This window comes from Vibrio sp. 2-2(8) (genome assembly GCF_963888495.1).
GTDB lineage: Bacteria > Pseudomonadota > Gammaproteobacteria > Enterobacterales > Vibrionaceae > Vibrio > Vibrio anguillarum.
Map to the genome: position 1 here is coordinate 237,470 of NZ_CAWPJM010000033.1, position 24,059 is coordinate 261,528.

Below are 24,059 nucleotides of genomic sequence, written 5' to 3' on the forward strand. Positions count from 1 at the left end.
TTGGACATTTAACTAAAAAAGAACCAATTAGTTAGATGTGTAATCAAATAAAAGTAAGATAGCAGAGCGAATGTGATTGAACCTAGCGGCATTAGCAATCTGAGTCGTTTTTGCAGTTTGCATTTGCAGCCTGCAAAAATCTTCTTGGTGAAGTTTGAAAAAACAAGGAAACAATAGCAACTAAGCGCTATAAAACTTGGCACGTATGCTGCAATAACTATATCGACCCTTCTTAAGCCGAGGGTCACCTAGCCAACTGACGTTGTTAGTGAATACTCTTTGTTCACAATTTACATAGGCCAATCGCGAATATTGCGGTTGGCTTTTTTGTTTTCTGAGGGAGTGTGTTTACTGAGGGAAAACGTTAGAAGGGAACTTCAATTTGCATCATGACAACACTGTCGAAATCTTCATGCCAACGATAGTCAAAACGCATGCGCGGCTCACCCGCTTTTTTCTCGCCAAAACCGATACTTAGCTGTAAGCCGTGACTCATTAACCACTCTTCGGTTGACATATCACTTTGCTCGTCAAGCAATTCAGAGGGTATCCAGACTCCAAAGCCAATGTAGCTTGTGGCCAATTTCTGAGTAAACAGGGGATCCGAATCGGCTTTTAAAAACCAATCGGCCCAGTAAGAAGAGTCGGCTGGAGATTCTTCAAATAAACCTAAAGCCAGCAGTTGTTTCGATGCGTAGCCCATACTATCTAATATAGAAAAGCAGACGCCCGATGCTGGTAACATTGCTGGGCTACTATCTGCACCTAATGTTAATTCTAACTCTGGCGTTAATAATGAACCGGAATAGAGATCGCAAGCTTCCGTCAGCGACGAAAACATGATTAACGCACAAACAGCCACATTTAACTTCATGAATGCAAACAGCTCCGACCACGAAAAGGGCGTGGATTGTCTAGTAAAGTTTTCTTTGCTGCAAGATTTCCTTAACAGAGATAGTCGTTAAATCGGCAATATCTAAATTTTCAGCTAACCGCTGACGAATATCAGTACTACGAATCGCGACTTTTTCAGGACAGGCCATGACTGACCAGCGTTGCAAGATATCTTGAGCTTTATAGAATTTCGCAAAATTGAACAGATTATCCGGGCCCATTACAAAAGTAATGTCAGCATCAGGTGATTGTTTTTGCAGTAATGACAAAACAGCGTGAGTTGTGACGCTCTGCCCGGGCTGTTGCAGTTCCTCTTCGACTATTGAGCGTTGTATCTTATCTGACTGCAAATCACGAATAAAAGCATCAATAAGTTCACAACGGATCTCATAACTGAGCATCTGCTTACCCCAAGCGTGTGAAATGCTCGGTACCAACAGAATTAAATCGAAATGGCTTAGCGATTCAATCACACTTTTATGTCCTAAGCTCGGAGGGTTAAAAGCACTCCCAAAGACGGCAATTTTAGTCATAGCAATCCTATTCAAGTCTGAAAACCATTTTCTCGGTTTTCTAATCTGATGATTTCGGTATGATACACCAAAGATTTATATTGCTTGCAGGAAAAGGAACCCTAATGGAACAAATGATCCGTGATGAGATGCGTGTTCTCTCATCCATTGACCCTGTTTATGAAATTGAACGGCGCGTTGAGTTTATTAAACGCAAATTGGTTGAATCTGGTTGTAAGTCTTTAGTGCTTGGCATCAGTGGTGGCGTCGACTCAACAACGTGCGGCCGTCTAGCCCAGCTCGCCGTGACACAACTCAACCAAGAATACGCCGTTAACGACTATCAGTTTATCGCCGTTCGTTTACCCTATGGCGAACAAAAAGATGAGGATGAAGCGCAGCTTGCTCTCTCCTTCATTCAACCTACACACTCAATTTCGGTCAATATTAAAGCGGGTGTAGATGGCCTGCACTCAGCCTCTCTTGATGCGCTACAAGGCACAAGCTTAACTCCAACTGACAGTGCCAAAATTGATTTCGTGAAAGGAAATGTAAAGGCGCGCGCTCGCATGGTTGCGCAGTACGAAATTGCAGGTTTTGTTGGTGCGTTAGTACTCGGCACGGATCATTCCGCAGAAAACATCACCGGTTTTTATACTAAATTTGGTGATGGCGCGTGTGATTTAGCACCACTTTTTGGCTTGAGTAAACGTCAAGTGCGCGCGGTAGCGGCTAAATTAGGCGCACCACAGCAATTGGTTCAAAAAACACCCACCGCGGATTTAGAAGAGCTCGCACCACAAAAAGCAGATGAAGATGCGTTAAACTTAAGTTATGACCAAATCGATGATTTTTTAGAAGGGAAGCCTGTTTCACAGCACGTGATTGACCGTCTTGTCGCGATTTACACAGCAACTCAGCATAAACGTCAACCGATCCCAACGTTGTACGATTGATCGACACAATCTCTCTATAAAAAGCACTAAAGCCAACTTCTCAGTTGGCTTTAGTGTTAAAGTCGACAATACAAGCTTGCACAAAGTGCCAAATTATTGACTCATTTTAATCAGTGATTTACCAATCAGCCACTCAAGCTCCCTTGCGCTCTCTTTGCCAAACTGTACAGCCACCGTTTTGTATAACCGATCGACACCGTTTGCTGCAAATTCATCCGCATTTTCAGTCGTCACAACATGATGAAATAATAAACGCAAAATGGCCAAAAATTGTGCATTTTCCAGCGCATTTATCCAGCTATTTGAAAAACTTGAAAGGTCATTTTCAAAATCTAAATGCTCAACAAACAGCTTAAAAATCCGCCCATCTAAAGCGGCCGTAAAATCGGTTTTCTTTGGAAAATGGTGGCTAATCCCCGTTCGTGAAACCCCTGTTTGCTGACTCAACGTGGTATACGACATTTTGTCGTAACCTAGTCTCAATAGCTGATCGACAACAGCATCCATTATTCTCTGAATGGTGATTTCAGTATCTTCTTTACTACGCTTTGGCATGGTCCAGACTCTTCTCTTTTTTATTAATCCATCTAACTCAATTGCGATGATAGTGCCGTTTCGCGAATCACCCCTCGTGGTATGGCATTTTCTGTCTAAAAAACCATCCTTTAAAACAGTAAATTCAAACCAGAATTATCTTGTTAAAAGCGTTATCTACTGGCTTGTTACTGTCACTCCTTTAGCTATCACTAATAAAACTTAAATTTCCAGTTTATTAGTCATCACCACTAATGGATGAAGCGCAATTTATAATATTAATAATTGTTTCAACCGAATAATCTTACAATCATCAACAATTCGCAACGAACTGAACACTGTTCTGACAAATTTATGACACAAAAACTAGTGATTATTTGAGCAGTATCACACTCATTAATTCATAACGATGGTTAAAAACTTTCGAACAACCAAAATAAGACGCGATTTGCCCCAAACCTGATTGGCTTTTTGTGGCTGATAAACGATTTGCCCGTTAGAATGTCCATACATTTACTAAGAGGATTCACAATGAGTATCGAAAAAGACGTTGATATCCAAGTCTGCGAAGCATGTGGCTGCGCTGGCGAAATTGGCTTTATTATCAAAGAAGGTGATGAAGTTGCAGAAGTGATGGTCATGGCACCCAACAAAGCTCAGCTAGAAGCTGAATTTGAGAAGTACCTCGCTCTTGCCAAACAGGTTTCAGATAATGTTGAGTTTGAAGTTTCACCGTTAGATGATAACTCTACTGAATTGCATGCACGTTTCAAATTTGAAGTCAGTGCTGAAAAGCTTATTTTTGAACTGAAGTCGCGCTCTTTGGCTCGTTAATCTAATTGCTCTTAGCGGGCCTAATCATGGCTCGCTTTTTTATCGCCCAAGCACTTTGCTTTCTCATCCTAGGCAATGCATTATTGAAGCTTAACCGTAATCTGCCGATACTTTAGGTATCGTGTCTTCATCTGCAGGCTTTATGAATAAGTTTTCGCTTTTACTAACATTATGCAACCTTCTCTATGCCTCTTGTGCATGGTCACAGCCGCTCGATCAATATCAAATCCTTAACCACCTTGATAATTATGGCAATCTCTATTTGCGTAATAAACCCTACACAACACTACCCGAAAATCTCACGCTCAAAGGCAACCTAAATATTGCTAAGACATCGATAAAATCCCTGCCTAAGGGCTTGAATGTGCAGGGTAGTTTAGAAGCATCTAATAGCTTGCTAGAGAATATTCCAAAAGGTACCACCATTCGTGGTTATGCGAACTTACTGGGTAGTAAAATCAAATCGTGGCCAATGAGAATCAAGGTCGGTGGTTACCTGAATTTCACGGATACACCGCTTGAAACGCTGCCTGCGAATCTCTTAGTCAAGGGGGATTTGAGCGTAATTCGAACGCCATTAACCCAATTGCCCGAAGGTTTGGTTGTGGAAGGGAGTTTGTTTATTGGTGGTTCCAAAATCACCGAATTTCCTGACACGATGACCGTCAATGGCAATATTTATTTGGGAGGTAATGTCATCAGTAAATGGCCAAGCAAACTGACCCTTGGCGGCGCGGTCGCAAGATAGGCTAGAAAAAGAGAAGAGAAGAGAAGAGAAGAGAAGAGAAGAGAAGAGAAGAAGCCGTGAGCCCCTCTCTTCATCGTTTAATAATTATTGCTGATTCTTTACTGGGTTGGCGTAGCTATCGAGTAAATAGCGCTGTGCCCCTTCAGGGATCTGAGTCAGCTTGCTTTCTAAGTGAGCGCGGATATCTGGCGTGATATCACTACTTTCTATCCCAGCCGCTAACTTATTGATCGGGAATAATTTGTAGTTTGCGTGAATTTGGCGATCTATCTCTTGCGCCAATGCTTCTGGCGTTTCAAATGCTTGAGTAATCACTTCACCAAAGCCAACATGCACTCGGCCTTTCTCACCGACAATACCTTGGACAATGCTTTCAATATCTTCAAATTCCCCTTTTTCATAACGCCCATGCGTCGCTTTTTCATACAACTCACACGCTTTGGCCATATCACACGGATCGTTTTCATATGAAATCGCGACCGGGACAATTTTGAGCGATTGAATATACTGAGCAAACTCTATTTTCTGCTTGCGCCCTTCCACATGGAACATTTTCAAAATGGCCGGATCGGTAAAATCGTTACCATCTTTTGCTCGTCCCTCTTTTTGCGCTATCCAGATAGAATTTCCAGTTTCAAGTGAGTGTTTAATGTAGGCAGATAAGGTACTGAGCGCTTTCATCATCTCGCGCGGACCTTTAGCCGAGCGTTTCACAATAAAGCTCTTATTAAGACGCATCAGCTCTGTAGCACAAGGCTTTTTCAATAAGTTATCACCAATCGCAATACGCACAGTTTTATGCCCAGACATATACAGACCATAATTGACCAATGCTGGGTCCATCGCGATATCACGGTGGTTCGAGATAAATAAATAAGCCGTCTGTTTATCCAATTTATCGAGACCACTGAAGGTGACACCTTGTGTCGTTGATTCTAGCGTTTTCGTGAGATATTTCTTCACTTCAAGTTGGATTGCTTCCACGGACGTGAGTTTGGCCCATTTAAACTTTAAGTATGCTTTTACAAAAGGGCTCAGTATCGATTTTAGCCAAGCAGATCGTTTATCAAAACGATGTTGCAAAATAGCTGAGATAAATTCTTCATCATTGATTAAACGGTCAATAGCCGCTGGAATCTCATCGTCGTTGTAAGGACGGATATCTACATAAGGATCAGTTGTGGTGGTCATATATTCATACATCAAATAAAAAGCTGGCTCATTCTACGCATAGTTGACGTAGCTCGCAGCTACAGTCGTAACAGATTCACTAAGGTCAGACCAGAATAAGGTGATTTTAGTTCGCATATTTGGCATTTTCTGTGAGACGAGGTACTCTTAGCGCCCCAAAATCAGTGAGAAGTACCATGAACTACGCGATTCAATTTGAAGCCTTACTGTCTGCTAACTTAGTTGTCACCCCTCGCAAGAAAGTCATCAAACACAGTTTGATTCGAGTAATGAGCGGATTAGTACTGTGTAAACTTGGCAAACATGAATATTCAGTTGAAGCAAAGCAGAGTTTTTGGATCCCTTTTGACTGTTTATGCTCGCTGACTATTTTTCCTAATACGCAGTGGCAGCGTGTCGATTTTTCAGTACGTTTAACCGCCGATTTTTCCCATCAAGCGGGTTACGTCACCTTATCTGAACTGAGCCAAGCCGCTTGTGATCACCTGAGCCAATGTCAACCTAACGATGAAATCTATTCGCACCTTCTTCATGTACTAAAAAGTGAAGCCACGCATTTTAAACCCAAATTATCGTTAAACAACTTCAGCGAAAAGCTATCAGCGTGGCAACCACATCAAGTAAGTGAGCTACCAATTGAATGTCAAATAGCACTACGTGTTCGTGAGGCACAAAAGCGCAAACTGTCTGGCATCAAGCTGAACCAAATCGTCGATGAGCTTTTCCAAGGAAATGAACAAGAGTGCCAACAACTTGCGCTTTTAGTTCTCGGGCGAAATTTGTAATTTTTCGCTTAAAAATGGATTGTTTACTGGCTGAATGATTAATCCCTAACTATACATTTATTAATAATATTAATATTTATTGATGGAAGGGATTGCCATGAAATTCAGCCATAAGATCGTCGCGGCGTCATCTTTGCTGCTGTTGGTCACCGTTACTCTGCTGACGATACAACAATACTTCACCGTCCAAAAAGAAGTGAAGTCACAAGTTGAAGCGAGTGTAACTGAAATAGTGGATGGGGTTAGCAATACAGCTGGTGCAGAGATCAATAGCCGCAAGGCCATTGCCGCTTACGCCACCAGCATGTTGGAAGTCGACATTAACCGAGAAAGTATGTCTAAGGTCATCACAAGGCCGATTGTCAAACAAACTTTTTTACTGGCTGGGGTCGGTTTTGAGAGTGATGGCTCTTACATAAGTAATGATCCTACTTGGAACCCAGGCGCATCATGGAATCCACGCGTGCGCCCTTGGTATATTGATGCAAAAAATGCCGACAAACTGATTATTACTGCACCTTACGCCGACTCTGCCACTAATGAAATATTGGTGTCTATTGCTACCCCAGTTAAAGATAACGGCAAATTTATCGGCGCCATCTTCTACGATGTTAGCCTTGCTGGGTTAGCAGAATTGGTCAACACCGTAAAATTATTTGATGCAGGCTATGTGTTTATTGTTTCATCCGACGGCACAACCATAGCCCACCCCCGAGCAGAGATGAACGGCAAGCCAATGAAAGAATACTTAGGCAATGCGGTTATCGCCGAAGAGCCTAAACAAGTGCTGATTGATGGCAAACACTACACACTCGATTTTTCAAAAGTACCCGGAGAGAATTGGTATGTCGGTGTCGTTTTGGATGAAGAGATCGCCTATGCGTCTTTAGCAACACTGCGCAACAGTTCGATCATCTATACGTTAATCGCTTTAGTCTTCAGTATTGCGATACTGCTTGTGCTTATCCGTCTGTTGATGAAACCGCTTGATGCACTTAATAATGCAATACAGAACGTTGCCTCTGGTAGTGGTGACTTAACCCAACGCTTAGCCACCGACACGGATAAAGAATTCTCGGTATTAGCGGTCGGTTTCAATACCTTTACTGAAGCCTTACAACAACAAATTACCCAGTCTAAAGCCATCGGTTCAGAAATTTTACGCGGTTCGGAAATGACCTCGATGGGGTTGCAAGAATCGGCCGAAGCGATGCGTGATCAACTCCATGAACTTGAGCAATTAGCCACAGCCATGCATGAGATGGCCACCACTTCTGGCGATGTCGCCAACAACGCGCAAGGCGCGGCGTCGGCGGCAAAAGATGCTGATGATGCGACAGAATTTGGTACCAATGTTGTGACCCAAACCACTCAAGCGATTGATAATCTTTCGACGCGTATTGATGAAGCAGTAACAGAGGTAAGTGCACTAGAAAATGCAACGGCAAACATCGAAACCATTTTGAAAGTGATCAACGACATTGCCGACCAAACCAACTTGCTGGCACTAAACGCAGCGATAGAGGCGGCTCGGGCTGGAGAGTCAGGCCGAGGCTTTGCGGTCGTTGCAGACGAAGTGCGTACGCTGGCGCAAAGAACGCAGCAATCCACGACGGAGATCCGTAATATGATTGAGAAGTTGCAGTCGAGCGCTACTTCTGTTGCCAATGCGATGAATCAGAGTAAAACAACGGCAGCTGAGGCGGTCAGCCGTGCCGAAGAAGCGAATAATGCTCTGCTGAAAATCCGCGATGCTATTCAGCAAATTAGTGATATGAATATCCAAATAGCTTCGGCAGCCGAAGAACAAAGCTTGGTAGCAGAAGAGATCAACAACAACACGGTTAAGATCAAAGATCTTTCCGTTCAAGTTGCAGACGCCGCTGACAATGCCAACATAGCCATGCAAGCTCAAACCGAAAATATCAGAGAGCAAGATGCTATATTGAATAAATTTATCGTTTAATCCTCTACCACAGCAACTGGGTAGACTCAGTAAAGGCGCTGATTACGCGCCTTTACTTTTCTAACGACTCACCGTTTTATTCACCATCAGACATTTGATAGCCGACAAAGCATGGCGCTAGAGCGAGCGGCGATATCCATGACAATCTTTTGGTTATTGGGTTGATACTGCTGCTTCGTAAACAATTCTAGCATTGGATTTGTCCAATCAATTTCAACGCGCTGACTGCGTTGAGATTTGTTCAAAACCACTATCCCTTCCTTACCGCGGCTGAACACTAACAAGTCATCACTCGCTTCTAGCGTTTTCATTGGCAACGCATGCATTTTATTATGAAAAGCAATACACGCCGCCATTTGTGGCGAACACCATGCCTCTTGCCAGCGCGGAAGACCAGCATGGTTCAAAATGCCACTGGTGTTTAAATCGGTGTAAATTAATGGCACTCCCCCATCGCGACCAAGAATGTAGCTGTAGGCGATATTTTCTAAGGCTTCATCCATGACGAGGTCGGCAAACACAGCGTTGTTGGGGATATCATGCGTAATGGTGAACGTAATCGCTCGGTTGTTGGAAAGCGCCTGACCAAAACAATAAGGGTCAATCAGCCATTTCAGGCTACCTTTTGTGTGTAACGCATCGTATACCGTTTGAAATAGTGGGAAATCATAAGCACCCAACTTGGTTTCTTGCAGATAAGGCTCTAGAAAAAGTTGGTACTCTTCTTTGGTTGCACCGCCATCAGTAATGATCTCGCCAAAAATATGCATGCCTTGCGTAATGTCATCGGCCCATACTTTCTTCAAATGCTCAATAGACATATGCTTAGCAGCATCAATTCGAAATCCTTTGACTCCTAACGCTTTCAACGCCCTTAAATAAGCCTGTTGTTGTACAACCACATGTTCATTATCACGCAACGTGGGTAGGCCCGGGTCATGCGCCCCTCCAGTAATGCGGCCATTTTGCACTTGCCAACGATCCTTCCAATCTTTTATGCCAAACGCTTCCACAAAGTCATCTTTATCAAAGAGTGGCTGGGTCAGATCACCAAAGAGGCGCAGCGCTTGGTACTCATCGCTTTTATTCTGGTAGGAAGCTAAGTCTTGTGCGCTCGGGTATTGTAAATCCAAACGTAATTTGGATTCGTTGGCCATATGGTTGAACACCACATCGGCATAAATTCGCAAGCCTAATGCGGTTAAGGTTTCAACCATCTGTTTAAAATCATGGGTATTGCCTAGTTGATTATCAATGATGCGATAATCTTGCGGCTGGTAACGTTGCCACCATTTTGTACCTTGAGCGGTTTTGAACGATTTCATCGGCGGTGAAATCAACACCGTTTTATAACCCAGTTGGAAAATTTGCTCTGCACGCTCAGCGACTAAACGATACGGCCAATCAAAAGCATGCAAAATCACATCGGTTGGTTGAACATTTGTCATACGTCAATGTCCCTGTTCATCATGGTTAACTCACAAGTTGAAAGAGGCGAAACCTCACAATACGTCACTTGTTTCTCAAAGCGCAGTTTAATTCTCTGCATTTAACGTTTTTAGAGTATAGAGAGCGTTTCAGCAATTCCATCAGCCTTATTGCAATATTGTTTGTATGAGAGAAAAGGCGTAGAGCGATAAAAAAGCGCCTAGCTTTCCAAAGGGCTACACAACAAGTCACAGTTTATGCTGATAATCTCGCTATAATTAAGGTCAGTGAATTGCCAATCGCGGTAGGGAAGAAAATGAAAAAACTACGCATTGATATCGTGTCAGATGTTGTCTGCCCTTGGTGCATCATTGGCTATAAGCGGTTAGAGCAAGCGCTGCTGGCTCTCAGCGATACGATCGATGCAGACATCCATTGGCACCCTTTTGAACTCAACCCTGCTATGCCTATAGGTGGTGAACACCTACAGCAACATTTAGCCAAAAAATATGGCACGTCGATAGAAGCAAGTTTACAAGCACGCCAAACCCTCAGCGCCTTAGGGCAAGAAGTCGGCTTTCAATTCAATTTTAGTGACGACATGCGTATTTATAATACCCGTAAAGCGCATCAATTATTAATGTGGGCGAATAGCCAAGGAAAACAATTAGAGCTGGAAATGGCACTATTTCGTGCTTATTTCACTTTCGGGCAAGCCTTAGATGACGATGATGTCTTGCTCGACCTAGTACAGAGCCTTGGTTTAGACAGAGAAATCTGCCGCGCAGTTTTAACTGATGAGTCGTGGGCGAAAACCGTTTCTGTCACAGAGCAACAGTGGTTAGAGGCAGGAATTCAAGCTGTGCCAGCCTTGATCATTGAGCAACGCCATCTTATCTCAGGCGCGCAAACGACAGAGATCCTTCAACAGGCACTCGAAGATATCGCGCAACAGCTTCCTATGACTCAATAACGTTTTCTGATAAAAAAGGGCACCACTACTGTGTGCCCTAAATACTATTGTTTACTCTAAATAAACTTGTGTGCTCTAAATTAAATAAAGTGGGTTTGAATTAATGGACGGGGGTATCCGTTTCTGTAAAGAATTGCCCAAAATGCTTTTCCAGCACTTCTGGCGTCAACTTGCCTTCCGCTTCTAGCTGCTTAAGCTCAGCCACAATCGCTTTTTGCTCTTCCAACGAAGGCAGTTTCACTTCAGGTTCACCCGCCACCTGTTGCGACAATTGTGCTAACTCTTTTTCGAAATCACTCATTTTACTTACCTAAACATAAACGTAATGGGGGAAGTGTACCGATTTCCCCCTCATGATTCTAGAGCTTAAAGCTACCCACCATTTTATCTAAACGACCAGACAGATCACGCAGCTCTTGGCTCGCTTCTGCCAACTCTTCTGCGGTGCTGGTGGTCACTTCATTGATGGCGTTGATCTCTTCAATATTTTGATTGATTGTGTGCACCACCGTTGATTGCTCTTCAGTCGCCGTGGCAACCTGAGTGTTCCGATCGGAAATATCGTGGATCCTGTTTGAAATATTCACTAAAACGTTCACTGCTTCATCGGAAGCGTCAACCCCTTCCTGTGTAACAGCCTTACCGGAAGACATCGCCGAGACCGCATCTTTTACATCGTTTTGTAATTGATTGATCATCTTTTGAATTTCTTCCGTTGAAGAGGCCGTGCGGCTGGCCAAATTACGCACTTCATCTGCCACCACAGCAAAACCTCGGCCTTGCTCTCCGGCTCTCGCCGCTTCAATTGCAGCGTTTAATGCCAGCAAGTTGGTCTGTTCAGAAATACCACGGATAACACCTAAAATAGAGCCAATATCTTGAGTGGTCGATGCTAGCTGCTCCACCACTTTACCCGTATTTTCGATATCCGCCGCTAAACGACTGATGGCATCTTTGGCTTTACTGACCACTTCGCGCCCCACTTCAGTGTTATCAGCCGCGTGATTTGCTGTTTCAGCTGCCGTCGCCGCGTTAGAAGCAATTTCACTGATAGTGGCCCCCATTTGATTGATCGCCGCCACCACTTGTATAGTTTGGTCACGCTGTTCTTGGCTATTGTCATGAGTTCGCGTCGATTTTTCTGACACCCGACCCGCCGCCGACTGCAATGCATGACTGGTAGAAGCAACTTCTTTCATCGATTGATGAATCTTCTCAATAAAACCGTTGAAGCCCGCTGATAATTGAGCGATTTCATCGCGGCCCAATACCTCAATCCGTTGCGATAAATCACCATCGCCTTTACCTAAATCGGTAAAGCGTTGTGCAATCTGTTTAATTGGGTTGGCAATACTATTGGCCAGAAAAAGGCCCATCAAAATAAACAAACCCGCCACAGCTAAGGTTGTGAACAACATTTTTTGCGCAACGGCATTTAATTCGGCGAAGACTTCCGACACAGGTACTGAACCAATCACAAACCAGTCCATCGATTTCACGTAGACACTAGCGACAAAAACATCTTGGTTTTGATAGGTTGTCGAAATCAGGTTGAAGCGGCTTTTATTCAATAGTTGGTTTGCGTTTGAGCCGTACAATTGTGTTAATGAGGCTTTAGCTTTCTCTTTTTGGCGATGGATTTGCACTTCCCCTTTCGAGTTGGTCAAAAAGACAAAACCTGTGTCCTCGATTTTAAATCCATTGAGCAGGCTCACCATGTCATCCATTGATTTCGACAAACCAGACATCGTATCGCCACTGACATTTTGATAGTTGGCAAACATTTTCACTTCGCCACTTGCCTCTTGGAACATACTGACCATGGTCTTTTGTCCCGATTGCGTAAAACCAAAAAACCAGCCATCGTGCTGTTGATTAAGCTGACGCAGAAAACCATTTTGGTTCCAGTAATACGCCGTTTTTCGGTTAGCCACAGAAGCATCATTTAACGAATATTGATCGCGTACATTATTGAGCTGCTTAATCAGCATCGCCTCTGCGTCAGCATTAATATCGGTCGTCTGAACGGCTTGCTTGATGAATTCATTATTGGCTAGTTGCTCAGCAGAAAAGAGCAATTGCGATACTTCTCGATCTATCTGGCTACTGATTTGATCAAGTAACGAGGGAAGTTCGATATCAATTAATCGGTGCTCCAGTACCTCTCGTGCTTGACGCTGCGCCATTACACCAACGATAACCGTCGAAGCGAGTACCGCGAACGTAATTCCTAATACAACCTTTTGCTTAATACTCATCGAATTAAGTTTGAACATTATTTGCGCTCTTTATTATTGGCTTGTCATGAATAACTTTTTTGTATCGGCAACAAACCCTCTCTCTTGAGAAATTTATCGATAGAATCGATTTATCTTCACGTAGAATGTGATCATGGCCAACAATAGCTGTTCCTAAGCATAGTCGAGTATGGTGACCAAACATTCTTTCGTTTCGCCAAATGGATAATAATTCGCCAATCAGTTGATGCATCACACTTTTCATGGAACTTTTCGAATCAATAAATTACTAATTCAGCAAAACAGCAGGAGACCCATTCAATGCCATCGCACGCATTTCAATCGCTACAACACTATTTAAATCAGCAAGTCATAGGCCAGACAGGTTTGGTTAAACAGTTATTAGTTGCACTTCTTGCTGATGGGCACATTTTGGTCGAGGGGCCTCCTGGCCTTGCAAAAACCCGTGCCGTGAAATCACTCGCCGATTGCATAGAAGGTGATTTTCATCGAATCCAATTTACGCCTGATCTGCTCCCCGCCGATTTAACCGGTACCGATATCTTCCGCCCTGAAACAGGTGAGTTCACCTTTCAAGCGGGCCCTATTTTTAACTCATTAGTATTGGCTGATGAAATCAACCGCGCTCCAGCCAAAGTACAAGCTGCGATGCTCGAGGCGATGGCCGAAAAACAGATCACGGCAGGTCGAAAAACCTACCCGTTACCTGAACTTTTTTTAGTGATGGCTACCCAAAACCCTATCGAGCAAGAGGGTACTTATCCTCTACCCGAAGCGCAGTTGGATCGTTTTTTATTGCATTTAAATGTTGATTATCCAGACGCTGAAAATGAACTCGCCATTTTACGTTTGAACCGCGGGGAAGCGCAGGGAATTGAGAAAGTCTCTCCGCCAACATTAAGCCAAAGCGATATTTTCAGTGCTCGGCAAGCAGTGCTGAACATTCACATGGCCGAACCTATTGAGCAATATATTATTCGCCTGATCATGGCAACGCGTAAACCCGCAGACTACGATACCACGTTGGCACAATGGCTAGAGATGGGCGTCAGCCCGCGAGCAACCATCGCGCTTGATCGATGCGCTCGCGCTCATGCATGGCTCAGTGGGCGTGATTTTGTCAGCCCTGAAGATGTTCAAGCGATGGTATTTCCGGTTTTGCGCCACCGGCTATTATTGAGCTACCAAGCACAGGCTGAGGGCGTGCATCCCAACCAAGTTATCACTCACTTACTTTCACTGGTTGGTAGTGCTTAGCACTAAGACTAAGGTTTACTATGCAAGAGTCACTTCCACCGTTTAGTACGGGTGTCACACTTTCATTGGCTGAACTGTTGCCTTACAAGCAGCACGCTATTCGCTGGCTGCCACCGGCTAAAAGTTTATGGACGCAAGTATTGGGGCAGCATCAGAGCAAGCAACTCGGCCGAGGAATGGACTTTGCTGAGGTCAGGCAATACCAAGCAGGAGATGATATTCGGACCATCGACTGGCGCGTTACTGCGCGTACGGGAAAGCCTCATACCAAACTGTTCAGTGAAGAACGAGAAAAACCCGTCATTCTTTACGTTGATCTGAGCCGCTCTATGCAGTTTGGATCGCAGTTAATGCTCAAATCAGTGCAAGCGGCGCACATGGCAAGCTTGCTCAGTTGGTTAAGCATTGCCAACAAGGACCGAGTGGGCGCGGTGATTGATACTGGTTCGACACTGGTTGAGTTAAAACCGACTAGCCGCCAAAAAGGGCCATTACAGCTGTTGCAACAGTTGGTGACACTACAAAACCAACAGCTGCTGGAGCTTGATAAAACGAAATCACACAGCATGCAGCGCGGCCTAACTGCGTTGAATCGTTTGTGCCCTAAAGGCAGTGAAGTGATTTTGATCAGTGACTTCGTCCATTTCAATGCCACATTACAACCAATACTCAACCAATTGCAGAGACATAATCGTGTAAAAATTGTGCACATTTACGATCCATTAGAGCAAGGAGAGACCCAATTTCGCGGTGTAGAACGCGTAACCGATGACCAACAGACGAGCTGGCTCAACTTTTCGAAAAATAGTACGCGCTTAGGGTTAAAAAAAGCCTTTGAATCTCAAAAAGAAAAACTAAAATCATTGAGTCAAACTATGGCAATTTCTTATACCTCACTCTCTAGTGAGAAACCTTTGTTGCAACAACTATCCGGATATAAAGAATGAAGGAATCATCAATAGCTACACTTTTAGATTTAAGCGCGATGCAACTGCCTGAGCTACCCTCTTGGTTTCCCTTGGCTTGGGGATGGTGGGCAAGCGCGGCGGGCATACTGCTCTGTCTGCTGATTCTGGTGTTAGCCATTCGTTGGCGTCGTAAACGCTTAGCCCCGAAAAAAACGGCGCTGCGTTTACTCAACCCCCAATTTGGGCATTTAACTCCTTCTTCAGCGATTGAGCTACTTCGTCAAGCCGCGCTTTGTTACTACCCTCGAATGGAAATCGCACATCTTACCGGCAAAGAGTGGTACACCTTTTTAGATTCACAAATTTCTTACCCTCTTTTTGTTCCCAATGAAACATTGTGGCAGCAAGCGTTATACCAAAAGCAGAAAACAGAAAACAGTCAAGAGCTGATTAATCACTGCTATCAATGGGTTAATGATGCTTTGCCGCCTAAAAAACGGAGATAGCTAGGCTTTGGCAAATATAGAGTTATTGTGGTGGTGGATGCTATGTCTGCTGCCACTCCCGCTGGTCGTTTATCGATTCTTACCACCAGCAAAAGAAAGGGCAGCGATTCACCTGCCCTACCTTCCTAAAGATAATCAGCGTCAAGCACCAAACCAGATCATCGCTAAAATCATTGCGAGCGTTATTTGGTGCTTAGTATTGATCGCCGCAGCCCGTCCAGTGTGGTTTGGCGACCCGGTTATTGCTCAGCCCAAACACCGAGATCTGATGCTGGTGGTTGACCTCTCTTACTCCATGAGCCAAGAAGATATGCTGCTTGGCGATCAGTACATTGATCGTTTGAGCGCCGTTAAAAATGTGCTCTCTGATTTTATTGACAAACGCGAAGGTGATCGCCTTGGGTTAGTCTTATTTGCCGATCACGCCTATCTACAAACGCCTCTGACTCTGGATAAAAACACCATTCGCCAGCAGCTTAATCAAGCCGTCCTTAAGCTGATCGGCACCCAAACCGCCATTGGTGAAGGGATTGGGCTTGCGACCAAAACGTTTATCGATAGTGATGCCCCACAGCGGGTGATGATTTTACTCAGCGATGGCAGCAATACCGCTGGCGTGCTCGACCCAATCGAAGCTGCGAAAATTGCCCAAAAATACAATGCCACCATTTACACAGTCGGTGTTGGCGCTGGCGAAATGATGGTCAAAGAGTTTTTTATGACTCGAAAAATCAATACCGCGGAAGATTTAGATGAGAAGACGTTAACACAAATAGCGACCATGACTGGTGGCCAATATTTTCGCGCACGAAATAGCCAAGATCTGGCCAAAATATACGACACCATTAATCAATTAGAACCCATAAGCCAAGCAAGCCAAACTTGGCGTCCACAAAGCGAATGGTTTGCTTATCCGTTGGCGATAGCGCTCGCGCTTTCTGTACTCTTAGCGCTACTAAGGAGAAATCATGTCTGAGTTTGTTTTTCTTACACCTTGGTGGTTAACCGCACTATTCCCCTTAGCACTACTGCTGGGCTGGTTCACTCTGCGTGCCAAACGACACTCTTTGATAGCACCTCATCTGGCTAAGGCGATGGGTTTGAACGCTAAAAAACATAACGCGGCCATTGTGATCATCAGCGTCAGTTGGCTGCTCGCAGTACTGGCGCTAGCTGGTCCGAGTTTTGAATCTCAAACACGCCCCAGTTACAGCAATAGTAACGCGCGCGTATTAGTGATGGACATGTCGCTATCGATGTACGCTACTGATATAAAACCCAACCGCTTAACGCAAGCGCGTTATAAAGCGCTCGACTTACTCATGCAATGGCAAGAAGGTAGCACAGGGCTTGTCGCCTATGCTGGTGATGCCTATACCGTTAGCCCATTAACCACCGACACCGCAACCCTAAGCAACTTAGTGCCCAATCTATCGCCCGATATTATGCCCTACCCCGGCGCAGATGCAGCTCGCGCGGTTCAATTAGCCATCGACATGATGAAAAATGCCGGCCTTGCACAAGGTGACATTGTGTTATTGACCGATGACATCGACTCACAAGAGCAAGCTCAGATTGAAACACAGCTTACCAATACGCGTTGGAAATTAGTGATCTTAGGCATTGGTACACAAGCGGGCGCGCCCATTACGCTCAGCGATGGCAGCTTACTGAAAAATGCACAAGGGCAGACCGTGGTGGCCAAGACCAACTTTGCCAATATGCAGTCGCTCGCGCAGACTATAAATGGATTATTTACGCCAATCAGCTTAGACAATAGCGATGTCGCAATGATCGCTAAGCTAGACCAAAACGAACAGCCACACAGTACAGCCAAGAGTCAACAAATGGTGAAAGAGCGCGTTAACAATGGCTATTGGTTAGTGCTGCTCCTCATTATCCCGTGTTTGCTTTTGTTTCGCCGTGGCGTCATTTTTTCTTTATTACTGCTCTTCATCCCTACACTGCACAGCAATAGTGTACAGGCTTCTCCTTGGCTAAATAGCAATCAACAAGCCAAAAAAGCGTTTGATGCAAAGGAGTATCAAGCGGCCAGTGAACAATTTACAGACTTAGAGTGGAAAGGCATCGCTCAATATCAGGCTGGAGAATATCAGGCAGCGGTGGAGACCCTCTCTCAACTGCCACAAGACAATGTGCGAGTGCAATACAACTTGGCCAACGCCTACGCGCAAAATGGAGAATTGGAAAAGGCCCGAACCTTGTATGAAGAGGTGTTAAAGCGCGACCCAAACCATAAAGATGCTCAGCATAATTTGGAAATCGTAAAAAAAGCGCAGCAACAGCAACAGCAACAGCAACAGCAACAGCAACAGCAACAGCAACAGCAACAGCAACAGCAACAGTCTGGTGAGCCTTCCGATCCAAATCAAGATCAAAATCGCTCAGAAAATAAAAATAATGCGCAGAATAAAAACGGCGAACAAACAGAAGATAAATCTGACAAACAAAGCGATAACTCACCGCAGAACGACGGCTCTCAGTCTTCGCCTCAATCGGCACAAAGTAAAGATGAGCAAGGTGAGCGATCCAAGGCCAACACGGCGGATGAATCGCCTGCCTCTCAACAGCCGACTGAAACGACTCAAACAAATGAATCAATGAACAACGAAGATGAGGTCAGTGACAAAGAAGCCTCTGAGCAGCAAACACAAAAGCAATCGCAACAGCAAGGCGATAGCCAAACCGTTGACCCGCAACTTCGTAAGCTAGAACAAGTCGAAAGTGCACGAGATCCTAGTGGCTTACTCAAAGCACAATTGTTGCTACAAGCAAGACAACGGCAAGAAGACCAAGCACAACCTCCACAAAATAACAGCAAGAAGTGGTAAGTATGAAATCGATCAAGCGTTCATTTTGGGCTGCGATTATCAGCCTAGTTTCTGTTGCTCTACTGAGCTCGGCCGCTAACGCGGCTGCACTTTACGCCAGCGTCAGTAAAAATAAGGTCGCAAAAAATGAAGTATTCCAATTACGAATTGTTGCCGATGAAAAAGTATCGACCGATGCGATCGACTTTAAGGTGTTAGAAGGCGATTTTTTTCTTGGCCGCCCAAGTTTTGGTACTTCGGTGAACATCATCAATGGCGATCGCAGCACGCGCAGTGAATGGAATGTATCGTTGGCAGCCAACAAACTCGGCATACTGACCATTCCTAGTTTTAGCGTCAATGGGGCAACTACTCAACCGATCGCGATTCAAGTTATCGCTGATGGTGAAGCGCCCAAGCAATCTGACCTTGTTGAAATACAAGCCGATCTAGAACGTAGCAAACTCTACCCGAGTGAAAGCACTTTTCTCAATGCTCGCCTAATCATCAAAGCTGACCCAAGAAGGCTGCAAAATCCACAAATTACGCCACCCGCTGTACAAGGATTAGAACTGACGACCGAGGGAGAAGCTAACCAATACCAAAGCTTATTGGATGGGGTTGAAGTCACCGTTGTAGACCAAAAATTTAGAGTCACGGCCCAAGAGGCAGGAACTTTCACGTTATCCGGCCCTGCGTTTAAAGCTGGCCTCATCTATGGTAACAACCAAACGGGCAGCACCCGCTTGCTGCAAGTCGATATTCCGGCCAAAACCTTTTCGCTCACCGTACTGCCGAAACCAGATAGCTATCAAGGCACTTGGCTACCTACGCCAAAACTAACACTCAACCAAACGTGGCGAGATGCCACAGGGCAGATCATCACCGCCGAGAGCTTTAAAACCAAAGTGGGTGAATCGTTGACTCGTGAATGGATTCTGACAGTGAAAGGCCTTACGCAGACGCAGTTGCCTAACCTCTCAGTGCAATATCCAGACTCAATTCGGCTCTATGCTGAAAAGCCTCAGTTTAAAAGCTTAGATAATGGCGATGTGCAAATGACGCTAAAACAAGTACTCATCCCCAAAACCGTCGGTAAGGTTGAGCTGGCGGATCTCACCGTCAGTTGGTGGGACACCAAAAACGAATCTCAGCAAAGCGCGCAAGCCAAAGGATTAAAGCTAGAGGTTTCGCCAGGTGAATTACTCAACCCATCCACCTCTGTGCTGACACCACCAACAGTACAAACCGTCACCGTTAAAGATGCAGGATACTGGCCCTACTTTACCGCATTTTTTGCACTGTTATGGATGGCTACTATGGTCGTTACTTGGTCATTTCATAACGCGCCACAAACAGCAGCACAGGAAACCAACGCTCATCATCAACCGCTTGAAGGCCACCAATATCAACAGTTAAAAGAAGCTGTACAAAGCCAAGATGGTGCCAAAATCAGCTATTACTTCACCCTCTGGCGCGATTCAGTCGTATTAAGTGATGAAGAGAAAACCGCACTAGATGCACAAGTCAACCAGCAACTTAAAACTTTGTACGCACCTCAGAAAAGTGATTGGGATGGCTCAGCGTTAATCTCTATGATTGATGCCATTCAAAAAAAGCAAACTAAGCGCCAGCATAAAAAGTTAGAATCGCTGGCAAAACTCTAACCGAAAATGGCTGTCGAAATCACAATCTCAAATCTAAGGTATGCTGTTATATTCAAACGACTAACCGCTGTGACTTCAAGTCATTTTGGGACTGTTGCCAACAAAAGGAAAACAAGGCATGCAAATAAAAAGTAGCGCTTCATTGATCATCGGTTTGAGTTTAATACTCGGGCTCGCAACCCTCGGTTACTTTGTGCAGCAAACGGCTGTGAAATATAAAGAGTATGAGCGCGTGGTGACCGTTAAAGGATTATCAGAGAGAGAATATCCCGCCGACACAGTTGTTTGGCCGATCCAATTTAGTGTGGCCGATAATGATTTACCCACCATGTTCAACACGATTGAAAAACAGAGCCAACTGGTGACCGCATTTTTAGCTCAACAAGGCATTGATGAAAAAAGTGTCTCGCTATCATCGCCAGCGGTGATCGACAAAAAAGCACAGCAGTATGGTGGAGAAAATTTAGTCGAGTTTCGTTATTTAGCGAACCAAACCATTACGGTGTACAGCAATCAAGTTGACCTAGTGCGCGAGGCCATTAATAAGCTCGGCAATTTAGGAAAACAAGGCATCGTTTTTAATCAAGATCCTTACAACAACCGCGTTGATTATTCATTCTCTGGACTGAATGAAATCAAACCCGACATGATTGAAGAAGCGACCAAACAAGCAAGAGAAGTCGCAGAGAAATTTGCCAAAGATTCGCAAAGCTCACTTGGCAAGATTAAACGCGCTTCACAGGGACAATTTAGTATTGTGGATCGTGATAACAATACTCCTTACATCAAAAAAGTACGCGTCGTTTCAACGGTTGAATATTACCTCTCAGACTGAATAATCTGCTGTTCTCATTATCCTTGCCATGACTCGCCGCGCCAACACTATGAATTTGGCGCGGCGACTTTATCACTTCGAGTATGGTGTTTTTGCTCAGAGTAACCAACGACTTGGTTTCTGCCATTATCTTTTGCTTGGTAAAGTGCCTTATCTGCTTTGCTGTACATCTCTTCAAACTTAAGTTCACTGGGAAGGTACTGGGCAATAGTGTAACCAATCGAGACACTTAAGCAGTCACCATCAGGGTTCTCACTATGTTCAATCTGCTCTCGTTCAATACTAAAGCGTATGCTTTCAGCCAACGCTTTCACTTCTGCTGCATCGCGGTTGGCCACCAACAATATAAATTCTTCACCACCAATTCGGCAAAAGAGTTCATTCTCTGCCTGAGCATGTTGGTTGAGAATATGGCCAATACGAATCAAAGCAATATCCCCTTCCAAGTGACCGTAGTAATTATTAAATAAACCAAAGTGATCAATATCAAGCAAAATTAAACCATAACTTACGGTCTCCGCTTGTACTCTCGAACCGATGCGTTCCAATAAATGAGCTAACATCCGACGATTTCCAAGGCGAGTTAATGGATCCATTTTGGCCATTAAGTCCAGTTTGTCGTTCACTTTTTGTAACTCATAGGTACGGTTACGCACCTCAATTTCTAAATTCTCATTCAGTTCACTGATCGCCTGCTGAGCACTGGTGCGCATCAATACTTCGGTTAAATTCGAGGCGAACATGCGGATCACTTCTCGCAGTTGTGAAGTCAGTGGTGAGCGGCGGATCAAATTGTCCGCAGCAATGAAAGCGATAGGCTCGCCATTGTTGGTAAGCATTGTCATGGCTGTCCAGCCAAAACCAACAATGTTGCTGTCATGATAAATAGGGACTGACTCTTCAAACACCACCTCATTGGGGTTGGCTTTGGCCATATCAACAATCATATTATTGGTGGTCCCAGAACGAAAATAGGATTCATCCACAATGTTGCCTTGGATATCGGTTCCCCACGTTCCTTGAATGTACGAGCAGTGTTTATCGGTCAAAAACACCGCCAGACGATCAATACCCATGCGGTTAATCGCAAAACTGACCGCCGATTTGCACACGTCACTTACCGTCATACAACGTGACAGTTCAACCATGCTCGCATGCAACATGCGAACATTTTGCTCCTGACGCTTGCGAATATAAATTTGCGCAAGCAATGAACCAAAAGATTCCAACATCTGCTTTTGGTATTCAGTAATGGGCTGTCGGTTAATGTAGTTATCAATCGCGATCCAACCAATGGTTTCATTACCATCACGTAGGATTAACATCCCATTCCACCCTTGTCCCACCACATTTCCCGCCGTGTATAGAGGGGCATCGTCGATCAGCACCAAACTTTTAGTATCATCAGAAAGACCGCTTAAATAACTTTCTTCTAGCTGGTGCAAATCGTATTGGGTATGGTGTTCGCTCACCGTTTTTCCGCTTTCATCCGTACCATAAGTTCCGCTAAAACAACGTTTTTTCATATCAAGAACTAAAAAAGCGGCTCGATCAAACCCTAAGCGTGTTTTCGTTACATCAACGGCCGCTCTGTGCAGCGCATCCAAATTGTCTGGGTTAGCCAGTTCAATCGCTAATTGATGAACCAGCTTCATGTTATCAATGAACATTTCGCGCTGTTTAATTTCATCCAAATACTTTGCTTCGCGGATATCTCTATTTTTAAACTCCTTTGCCGCTTCAGATTCCGCGCGAAGACATTGCCAACGAGCCGCAATCAGTTGCAAACAATCGAGCTCTCCGGATTCTGTTTTCGCATGAATGTTGACGTTATCAATTGCCTCAAGCAGCAAATAGGTTCTTAAATCAGGGTGGTTATCTAACATAAAAAGATAAGACTCACCGCCCATCACACTACGGTAGTCCCAATTGCAGGTGTTGATCGCTAGTGGAATTAGACCATCAGAGGTGTCAAATTGTGCGGCCCAATTCCAAAAGGTATTTGGATAATTTTGCAGAGCAGTCGGTAAGTTGTACTCAAATAATGACTCATGGCGCTTGTTTAATGTTGGTGCATGAAAGATCCGCATTGATTTGGGAGAAATGAAACTTTGAAGAAAATCAAACGTTGCTTCCGCGAGCATACGGTGGTTGCGAGCAGAAGAAATCTGTTTGAGTAAAGTACGAGAGAACATATGAGCGGCCTGACATTTTAATAATTTTCATTGCAAAATTAGACAAAAGATCATGTGCAATCAAACTCTTAAAAAGGTCGCTGTTAAGTCGGCCGCAAATTTGCACTCTATGTTTTTACATCCTAGAGTTAACCTACATTTTTGAGATTCTGTTTCCATTTATTACATGGTTAGCCCTATTATTTTTAGCATTGTCTTATTTGCAAGACAATATTGACAACTAGCCACGTTCATTCTTCCGCTGCATAATGTCTCTCTATTTGCCACCTTATCAGTACTGACACTCTCTTATGACCCGATACTTTAGGCTACTTTTGTTTCTATGTTTTTCACTCAACAGCGCAGCGGCTGAGATTGATCTGGTCAAAGTGGATAAATCTAAGCGTCGCATGTACTTGATCTCGGGACAGCAGATCATTCAAGAGTATCGAATTGCCTTGGGTAAAGAACCCAAAGGACATAAACAGCAAGAAGGCGATCAACGTACTCCAGAAGGTCGATACTATCTTGAAGCTATCAGTAATGATTCTGGCTATTATCGTTCGATTCATATCAGTTACCCGAATCATCAAGATAAAGTGCATGCACAGCGCTTAAACATCAATCCCGGTGGTGATATAAAAATCCATGGCCTAAAAAATGGCGACAAGCAACGACCAGAATATGTGCAAAGTTTTGATTGGACTAATGGGTGTATTGCACTGACTAACTCAGAAATGGATGAATTTTTGAGCCTAGTCAAAGAAGGCACGCCGATTGAGATTGAGTGGTAAAAGTGACA

General features: G+C 44.3%; 22 protein-coding genes. 14 read left to right on the top strand and 8 right to left on the bottom strand.

Annotated elements, in window-relative coordinates; all coding sequences use genetic code 11:
* Nucleotides 1–364 precede the first annotated feature (364 nt).
* On the bottom strand, nt 365–874 hold the full coding sequence (locus AACV12_RS10285; protein WP_064626298.1) for a hypothetical protein: 510 nt from the start codon (nt 872–874) through the stop codon (nt 365–367).
* A 40-nt stretch (nt 875–914) separates the two neighbouring features.
* Nucleotides 915–1,427 carry a nicotinate-nicotinamide nucleotide adenylyltransferase gene (locus AACV12_RS10290; protein ID WP_170900293.1) on the bottom strand — a complete coding sequence of 171 codons (513 nt, stop codon included), beginning with the start codon at nt 1,425–1,427 and terminating at the stop codon, nt 915–917.
* A gap of 104 nt (nt 1,428–1,531) precedes the next feature.
* Here AACV12_RS10290 and nadE point away from each other — a divergent pair, with 104 nt between their 5' ends.
* Nucleotides 1,532–2,362: an ammonia-dependent NAD(+) synthetase gene (gene nadE / locus AACV12_RS10295; protein ID WP_026029071.1), complete on the top strand. Its 831-nt coding sequence runs from the start codon at nt 1,532–1,534 to the stop codon at nt 2,360–2,362.
* A 93-nt stretch (nt 2,363–2,455) separates the two neighbouring features.
* Here the strand turns inward: nadE and AACV12_RS10300 are convergent, their stop codons facing one another.
* Nucleotides 2,456–2,917 carry a TetR/AcrR family transcriptional regulator gene (locus AACV12_RS10300; protein WP_013867986.1) on the bottom strand — a complete coding sequence of 154 codons (462 nt, stop codon included), beginning with the start codon at nt 2,915–2,917 and terminating at the stop codon, nt 2,456–2,458.
* A 510-nt stretch (nt 2,918–3,427) separates the two neighbouring features.
* On the opposite strand from AACV12_RS10300, the gene AACV12_RS10305 reads away from it, so the two are divergent.
* Together AACV12_RS10305 and AACV12_RS10310 are read left to right on the top strand one after the other, a co-directional pair.
* Nucleotides 3,428–3,730: a YfcZ/YiiS family protein gene (locus tag AACV12_RS10305; RefSeq protein ID WP_010318562.1), complete on the top strand. Its 303-nt coding sequence runs from the start codon at nt 3,428–3,430 to the stop codon at nt 3,728–3,730.
* A gap of 121 nt (nt 3,731–3,851) precedes the next feature.
* Complete coding sequence (locus tag AACV12_RS10310) at nt 3,852–4,478, top strand: hypothetical protein (RefSeq protein WP_013867989.1); 627 nt, start codon at nt 3,852–3,854, stop codon at nt 4,476–4,478.
* An 84-nt stretch (nt 4,479–4,562) separates the two neighbouring features.
* On the opposite strand, the gene AACV12_RS10315 is transcribed toward AACV12_RS10310, so the two are convergent.
* Nucleotides 4,563–5,669: a 1-acyl-sn-glycerol-3-phosphate acyltransferase gene (locus tag AACV12_RS10315; protein ID WP_026028217.1), complete on the bottom strand. Its 1,107-nt coding sequence runs from the start codon at nt 5,667–5,669 to the stop codon at nt 4,563–4,565.
* A gap of 176 nt (nt 5,670–5,845) precedes the next feature.
* Here AACV12_RS10315 and AACV12_RS10320 point away from each other — a divergent pair, with 176 nt between their 5' ends.
* Complete coding sequence (locus tag AACV12_RS10320; protein ID WP_017043337.1) at nt 5,846–6,454, top strand: hypothetical protein; 609 nt, start codon at nt 5,846–5,848, stop codon at nt 6,452–6,454.
* A 97-nt stretch (nt 6,455–6,551) separates the two neighbouring features.
* A complete protein-coding gene (locus tag AACV12_RS10325) occupies nt 6,552–8,420 on the top strand; it encodes a methyl-accepting chemotaxis protein (protein WP_170900294.1) in 1,869 nt (622 codons plus the stop codon).
* An 86-nt stretch (nt 8,421–8,506) separates the two neighbouring features.
* On the opposite strand, the gene AACV12_RS10330 is transcribed toward AACV12_RS10325, so the two are convergent.
* On the bottom strand, nt 8,507–9,868 hold the full coding sequence (locus AACV12_RS10330) for an alpha-amylase family protein (RefSeq protein ID WP_170900295.1): 1,362 nt from the start codon (nt 9,866–9,868) through the stop codon (nt 8,507–8,509).
* Between the two features lie 272 nt (nt 9,869–10,140).
* Here AACV12_RS10330 and AACV12_RS10335 point away from each other — a divergent pair, with 272 nt between their 5' ends.
* Nucleotides 10,141–10,821 (top strand): DsbA family oxidoreductase, encoded by a 681-nt coding sequence (locus AACV12_RS10335; RefSeq protein ID WP_013867994.1) that lies wholly within the window; start codon nt 10,141–10,143, stop codon nt 10,819–10,821.
* 100 nt (nt 10,822–10,921) lie between these two features.
* Here the strand turns inward: AACV12_RS10335 and AACV12_RS10340 are convergent, their stop codons facing one another.
* Nucleotides 10,922–11,122, bottom strand: coding sequence for a restriction endonuclease subunit S (locus AACV12_RS10340; protein ID WP_013867995.1), 201 nt, complete (start codon nt 11,120–11,122; stop codon nt 10,922–10,924).
* 58 nt (nt 11,123–11,180) lie between these two features.
* Nucleotides 11,181–13,097: a methyl-accepting chemotaxis protein gene (locus AACV12_RS10345; protein WP_170900296.1), complete on the bottom strand. Its 1,917-nt coding sequence runs from the start codon at nt 13,095–13,097 to the stop codon at nt 11,181–11,183.
* Nucleotides 13,098–13,379: 282 nt separating this feature from the next.
* Between AACV12_RS10345 and AACV12_RS10350 the strand changes: the two genes are divergently transcribed.
* The 7 genes from AACV12_RS10350 (at nt 13,380) to AACV12_RS10380 (ending at nt 21,083) form a co-directional block, all read left to right on the top strand.
* Nucleotides 13,380–14,336, top strand: coding sequence for an AAA family ATPase (locus AACV12_RS10350; protein ID WP_017044390.1), 957 nt, complete (start codon nt 13,380–13,382; stop codon nt 14,334–14,336).
* A 20-nt stretch (nt 14,337–14,356) separates the two neighbouring features.
* Complete coding sequence (locus AACV12_RS10355; protein WP_013867998.1) at nt 14,357–15,283, top strand: DUF58 domain-containing protein; 927 nt, start codon at nt 14,357–14,359, stop codon at nt 15,281–15,283.
* Nucleotides 15,280–15,750 (top strand): DUF4381 domain-containing protein, encoded by a 471-nt coding sequence (locus tag AACV12_RS10360; protein WP_013867999.1) that lies wholly within the window; start codon nt 15,280–15,282, stop codon nt 15,748–15,750. Before AACV12_RS10355 ends, AACV12_RS10360 begins: the two co-directional genes overlap by 4 nt.
* 7 nt (nt 15,751–15,757) lie before the next feature.
* Complete coding sequence (locus tag AACV12_RS10365; RefSeq protein WP_170900297.1) at nt 15,758–16,726, top strand: vWA domain-containing protein; 969 nt, start codon at nt 15,758–15,760, stop codon at nt 16,724–16,726.
* Nucleotides 16,719–18,602: a vWA domain-containing protein gene (locus AACV12_RS10370; RefSeq protein WP_170900298.1), complete on the top strand. Its 1,884-nt coding sequence runs from the start codon at nt 16,719–16,721 to the stop codon at nt 18,600–18,602. The genes AACV12_RS10365 and AACV12_RS10370 overlap by 8 nt, the downstream gene beginning before the upstream one ends.
* On the top strand, nt 18,596–20,248 hold the full coding sequence (locus AACV12_RS10375) for a BatD family protein (protein WP_170900299.1): 1,653 nt from the start codon (nt 18,596–18,598) through the stop codon (nt 20,246–20,248). The genes AACV12_RS10370 and AACV12_RS10375 overlap by 7 nt, the downstream gene beginning before the upstream one ends.
* A gap of 118 nt (nt 20,249–20,366) precedes the next feature.
* The gene (locus tag AACV12_RS10380; protein WP_026027736.1) at nt 20,367–21,083 is read left to right on the top strand and encodes an SIMPL domain-containing protein; all 717 of its coding nucleotides are present in this window, start codon (nt 20,367–20,369) and stop codon (nt 21,081–21,083) included.
* Between the two features lie 47 nt (nt 21,084–21,130).
* Here AACV12_RS10380 and AACV12_RS10385 read toward each other — a convergent pair whose 3' ends face one another.
* Nucleotides 21,131–23,278: a GGDEF domain-containing protein gene (locus AACV12_RS10385; RefSeq protein WP_094167537.1), complete on the bottom strand. Its 2,148-nt coding sequence runs from the start codon at nt 23,276–23,278 to the stop codon at nt 21,131–21,133.
* A 290-nt stretch (nt 23,279–23,568) separates the two neighbouring features.
* On the opposite strand from AACV12_RS10385, the gene AACV12_RS10390 reads away from it, so the two are divergent.
* On the top strand, nt 23,569–24,051 hold the full coding sequence (locus tag AACV12_RS10390; RefSeq protein WP_013868005.1) for a L,D-transpeptidase family protein: 483 nt from the start codon (nt 23,569–23,571) through the stop codon (nt 24,049–24,051).
* Nucleotides 24,052–24,059: the final 8 nt, after the last annotated feature.

Coding starts and splice junctions, on each gene's coding strand:
- AACV12_RS10285 (WP_064626298.1), bottom strand. CDS start 874: ATGAAGTTAAATGTGGCTGTTTGTGCGTTAATCATGTTTTCGTCGCTG.
- AACV12_RS10290 (WP_170900293.1), bottom strand. CDS start 1,427: ATGACTAAAATTGCCGTCTTTGGGAGTGCTTTTAACCCTCCGAGCTTA.
- nadE (WP_026029071.1), top strand. CDS start 1,532: ATGGAACAAATGATCCGTGATGAGATGCGTGTTCTCTCATCCATTGAC.
- AACV12_RS10300 (WP_013867986.1), bottom strand. CDS start 2,917: ATGCCAAAGCGTAGTAAAGAAGATACTGAAATCACCATTCAGAGAATA.
- AACV12_RS10305 (WP_010318562.1), top strand. CDS start 3,428: ATGAGTATCGAAAAAGACGTTGATATCCAAGTCTGCGAAGCATGTGGC.
- AACV12_RS10315 (WP_026028217.1), bottom strand. CDS start 5,669: ATGACCACCACAACTGATCCTTATGTAGATATCCGTCCTTACAACGAC.
- AACV12_RS10320 (WP_017043337.1), top strand. CDS start 5,846: ATGAACTACGCGATTCAATTTGAAGCCTTACTGTCTGCTAACTTAGTT.
- AACV12_RS10325 (WP_170900294.1), top strand. CDS start 6,552: ATGAAATTCAGCCATAAGATCGTCGCGGCGTCATCTTTGCTGCTGTTG.
- AACV12_RS10330 (WP_170900295.1), bottom strand. CDS start 9,868: ATGACAAATGTTCAACCAACCGATGTGATTTTGCATGCTTTTGATTGG.
- AACV12_RS10340 (WP_013867995.1), bottom strand. CDS start 11,122: ATGAGTGATTTCGAAAAAGAGTTAGCACAATTGTCGCAACAGGTGGCG.
- AACV12_RS10345 (WP_170900296.1), bottom strand. CDS start 13,097: ATGTTCAAACTTAATTCGATGAGTATTAAGCAAAAGGTTGTATTAGGA.
- AACV12_RS10350 (WP_017044390.1), top strand. CDS start 13,380: ATGCCATCGCACGCATTTCAATCGCTACAACACTATTTAAATCAGCAA.
- AACV12_RS10355 (WP_013867998.1), top strand. CDS start 14,357: ATGCAAGAGTCACTTCCACCGTTTAGTACGGGTGTCACACTTTCATTG.
- AACV12_RS10360 (WP_013867999.1), top strand. CDS start 15,280: ATGAAGGAATCATCAATAGCTACACTTTTAGATTTAAGCGCGATGCAA.
- AACV12_RS10370 (WP_170900298.1), top strand. CDS start 16,719: ATGTCTGAGTTTGTTTTTCTTACACCTTGGTGGTTAACCGCACTATTC.
- AACV12_RS10380 (WP_026027736.1), top strand. CDS start 20,367: ATGCAAATAAAAAGTAGCGCTTCATTGATCATCGGTTTGAGTTTAATA.
- AACV12_RS10385 (WP_094167537.1), bottom strand. CDS start 23,278: ATGTTCTCTCGTACTTTACTCAAACAGATTTCTTCTGCTCGCAACCAC.
- AACV12_RS10390 (WP_013868005.1), top strand. CDS start 23,569: ATGACCCGATACTTTAGGCTACTTTTGTTTCTATGTTTTTCACTCAAC.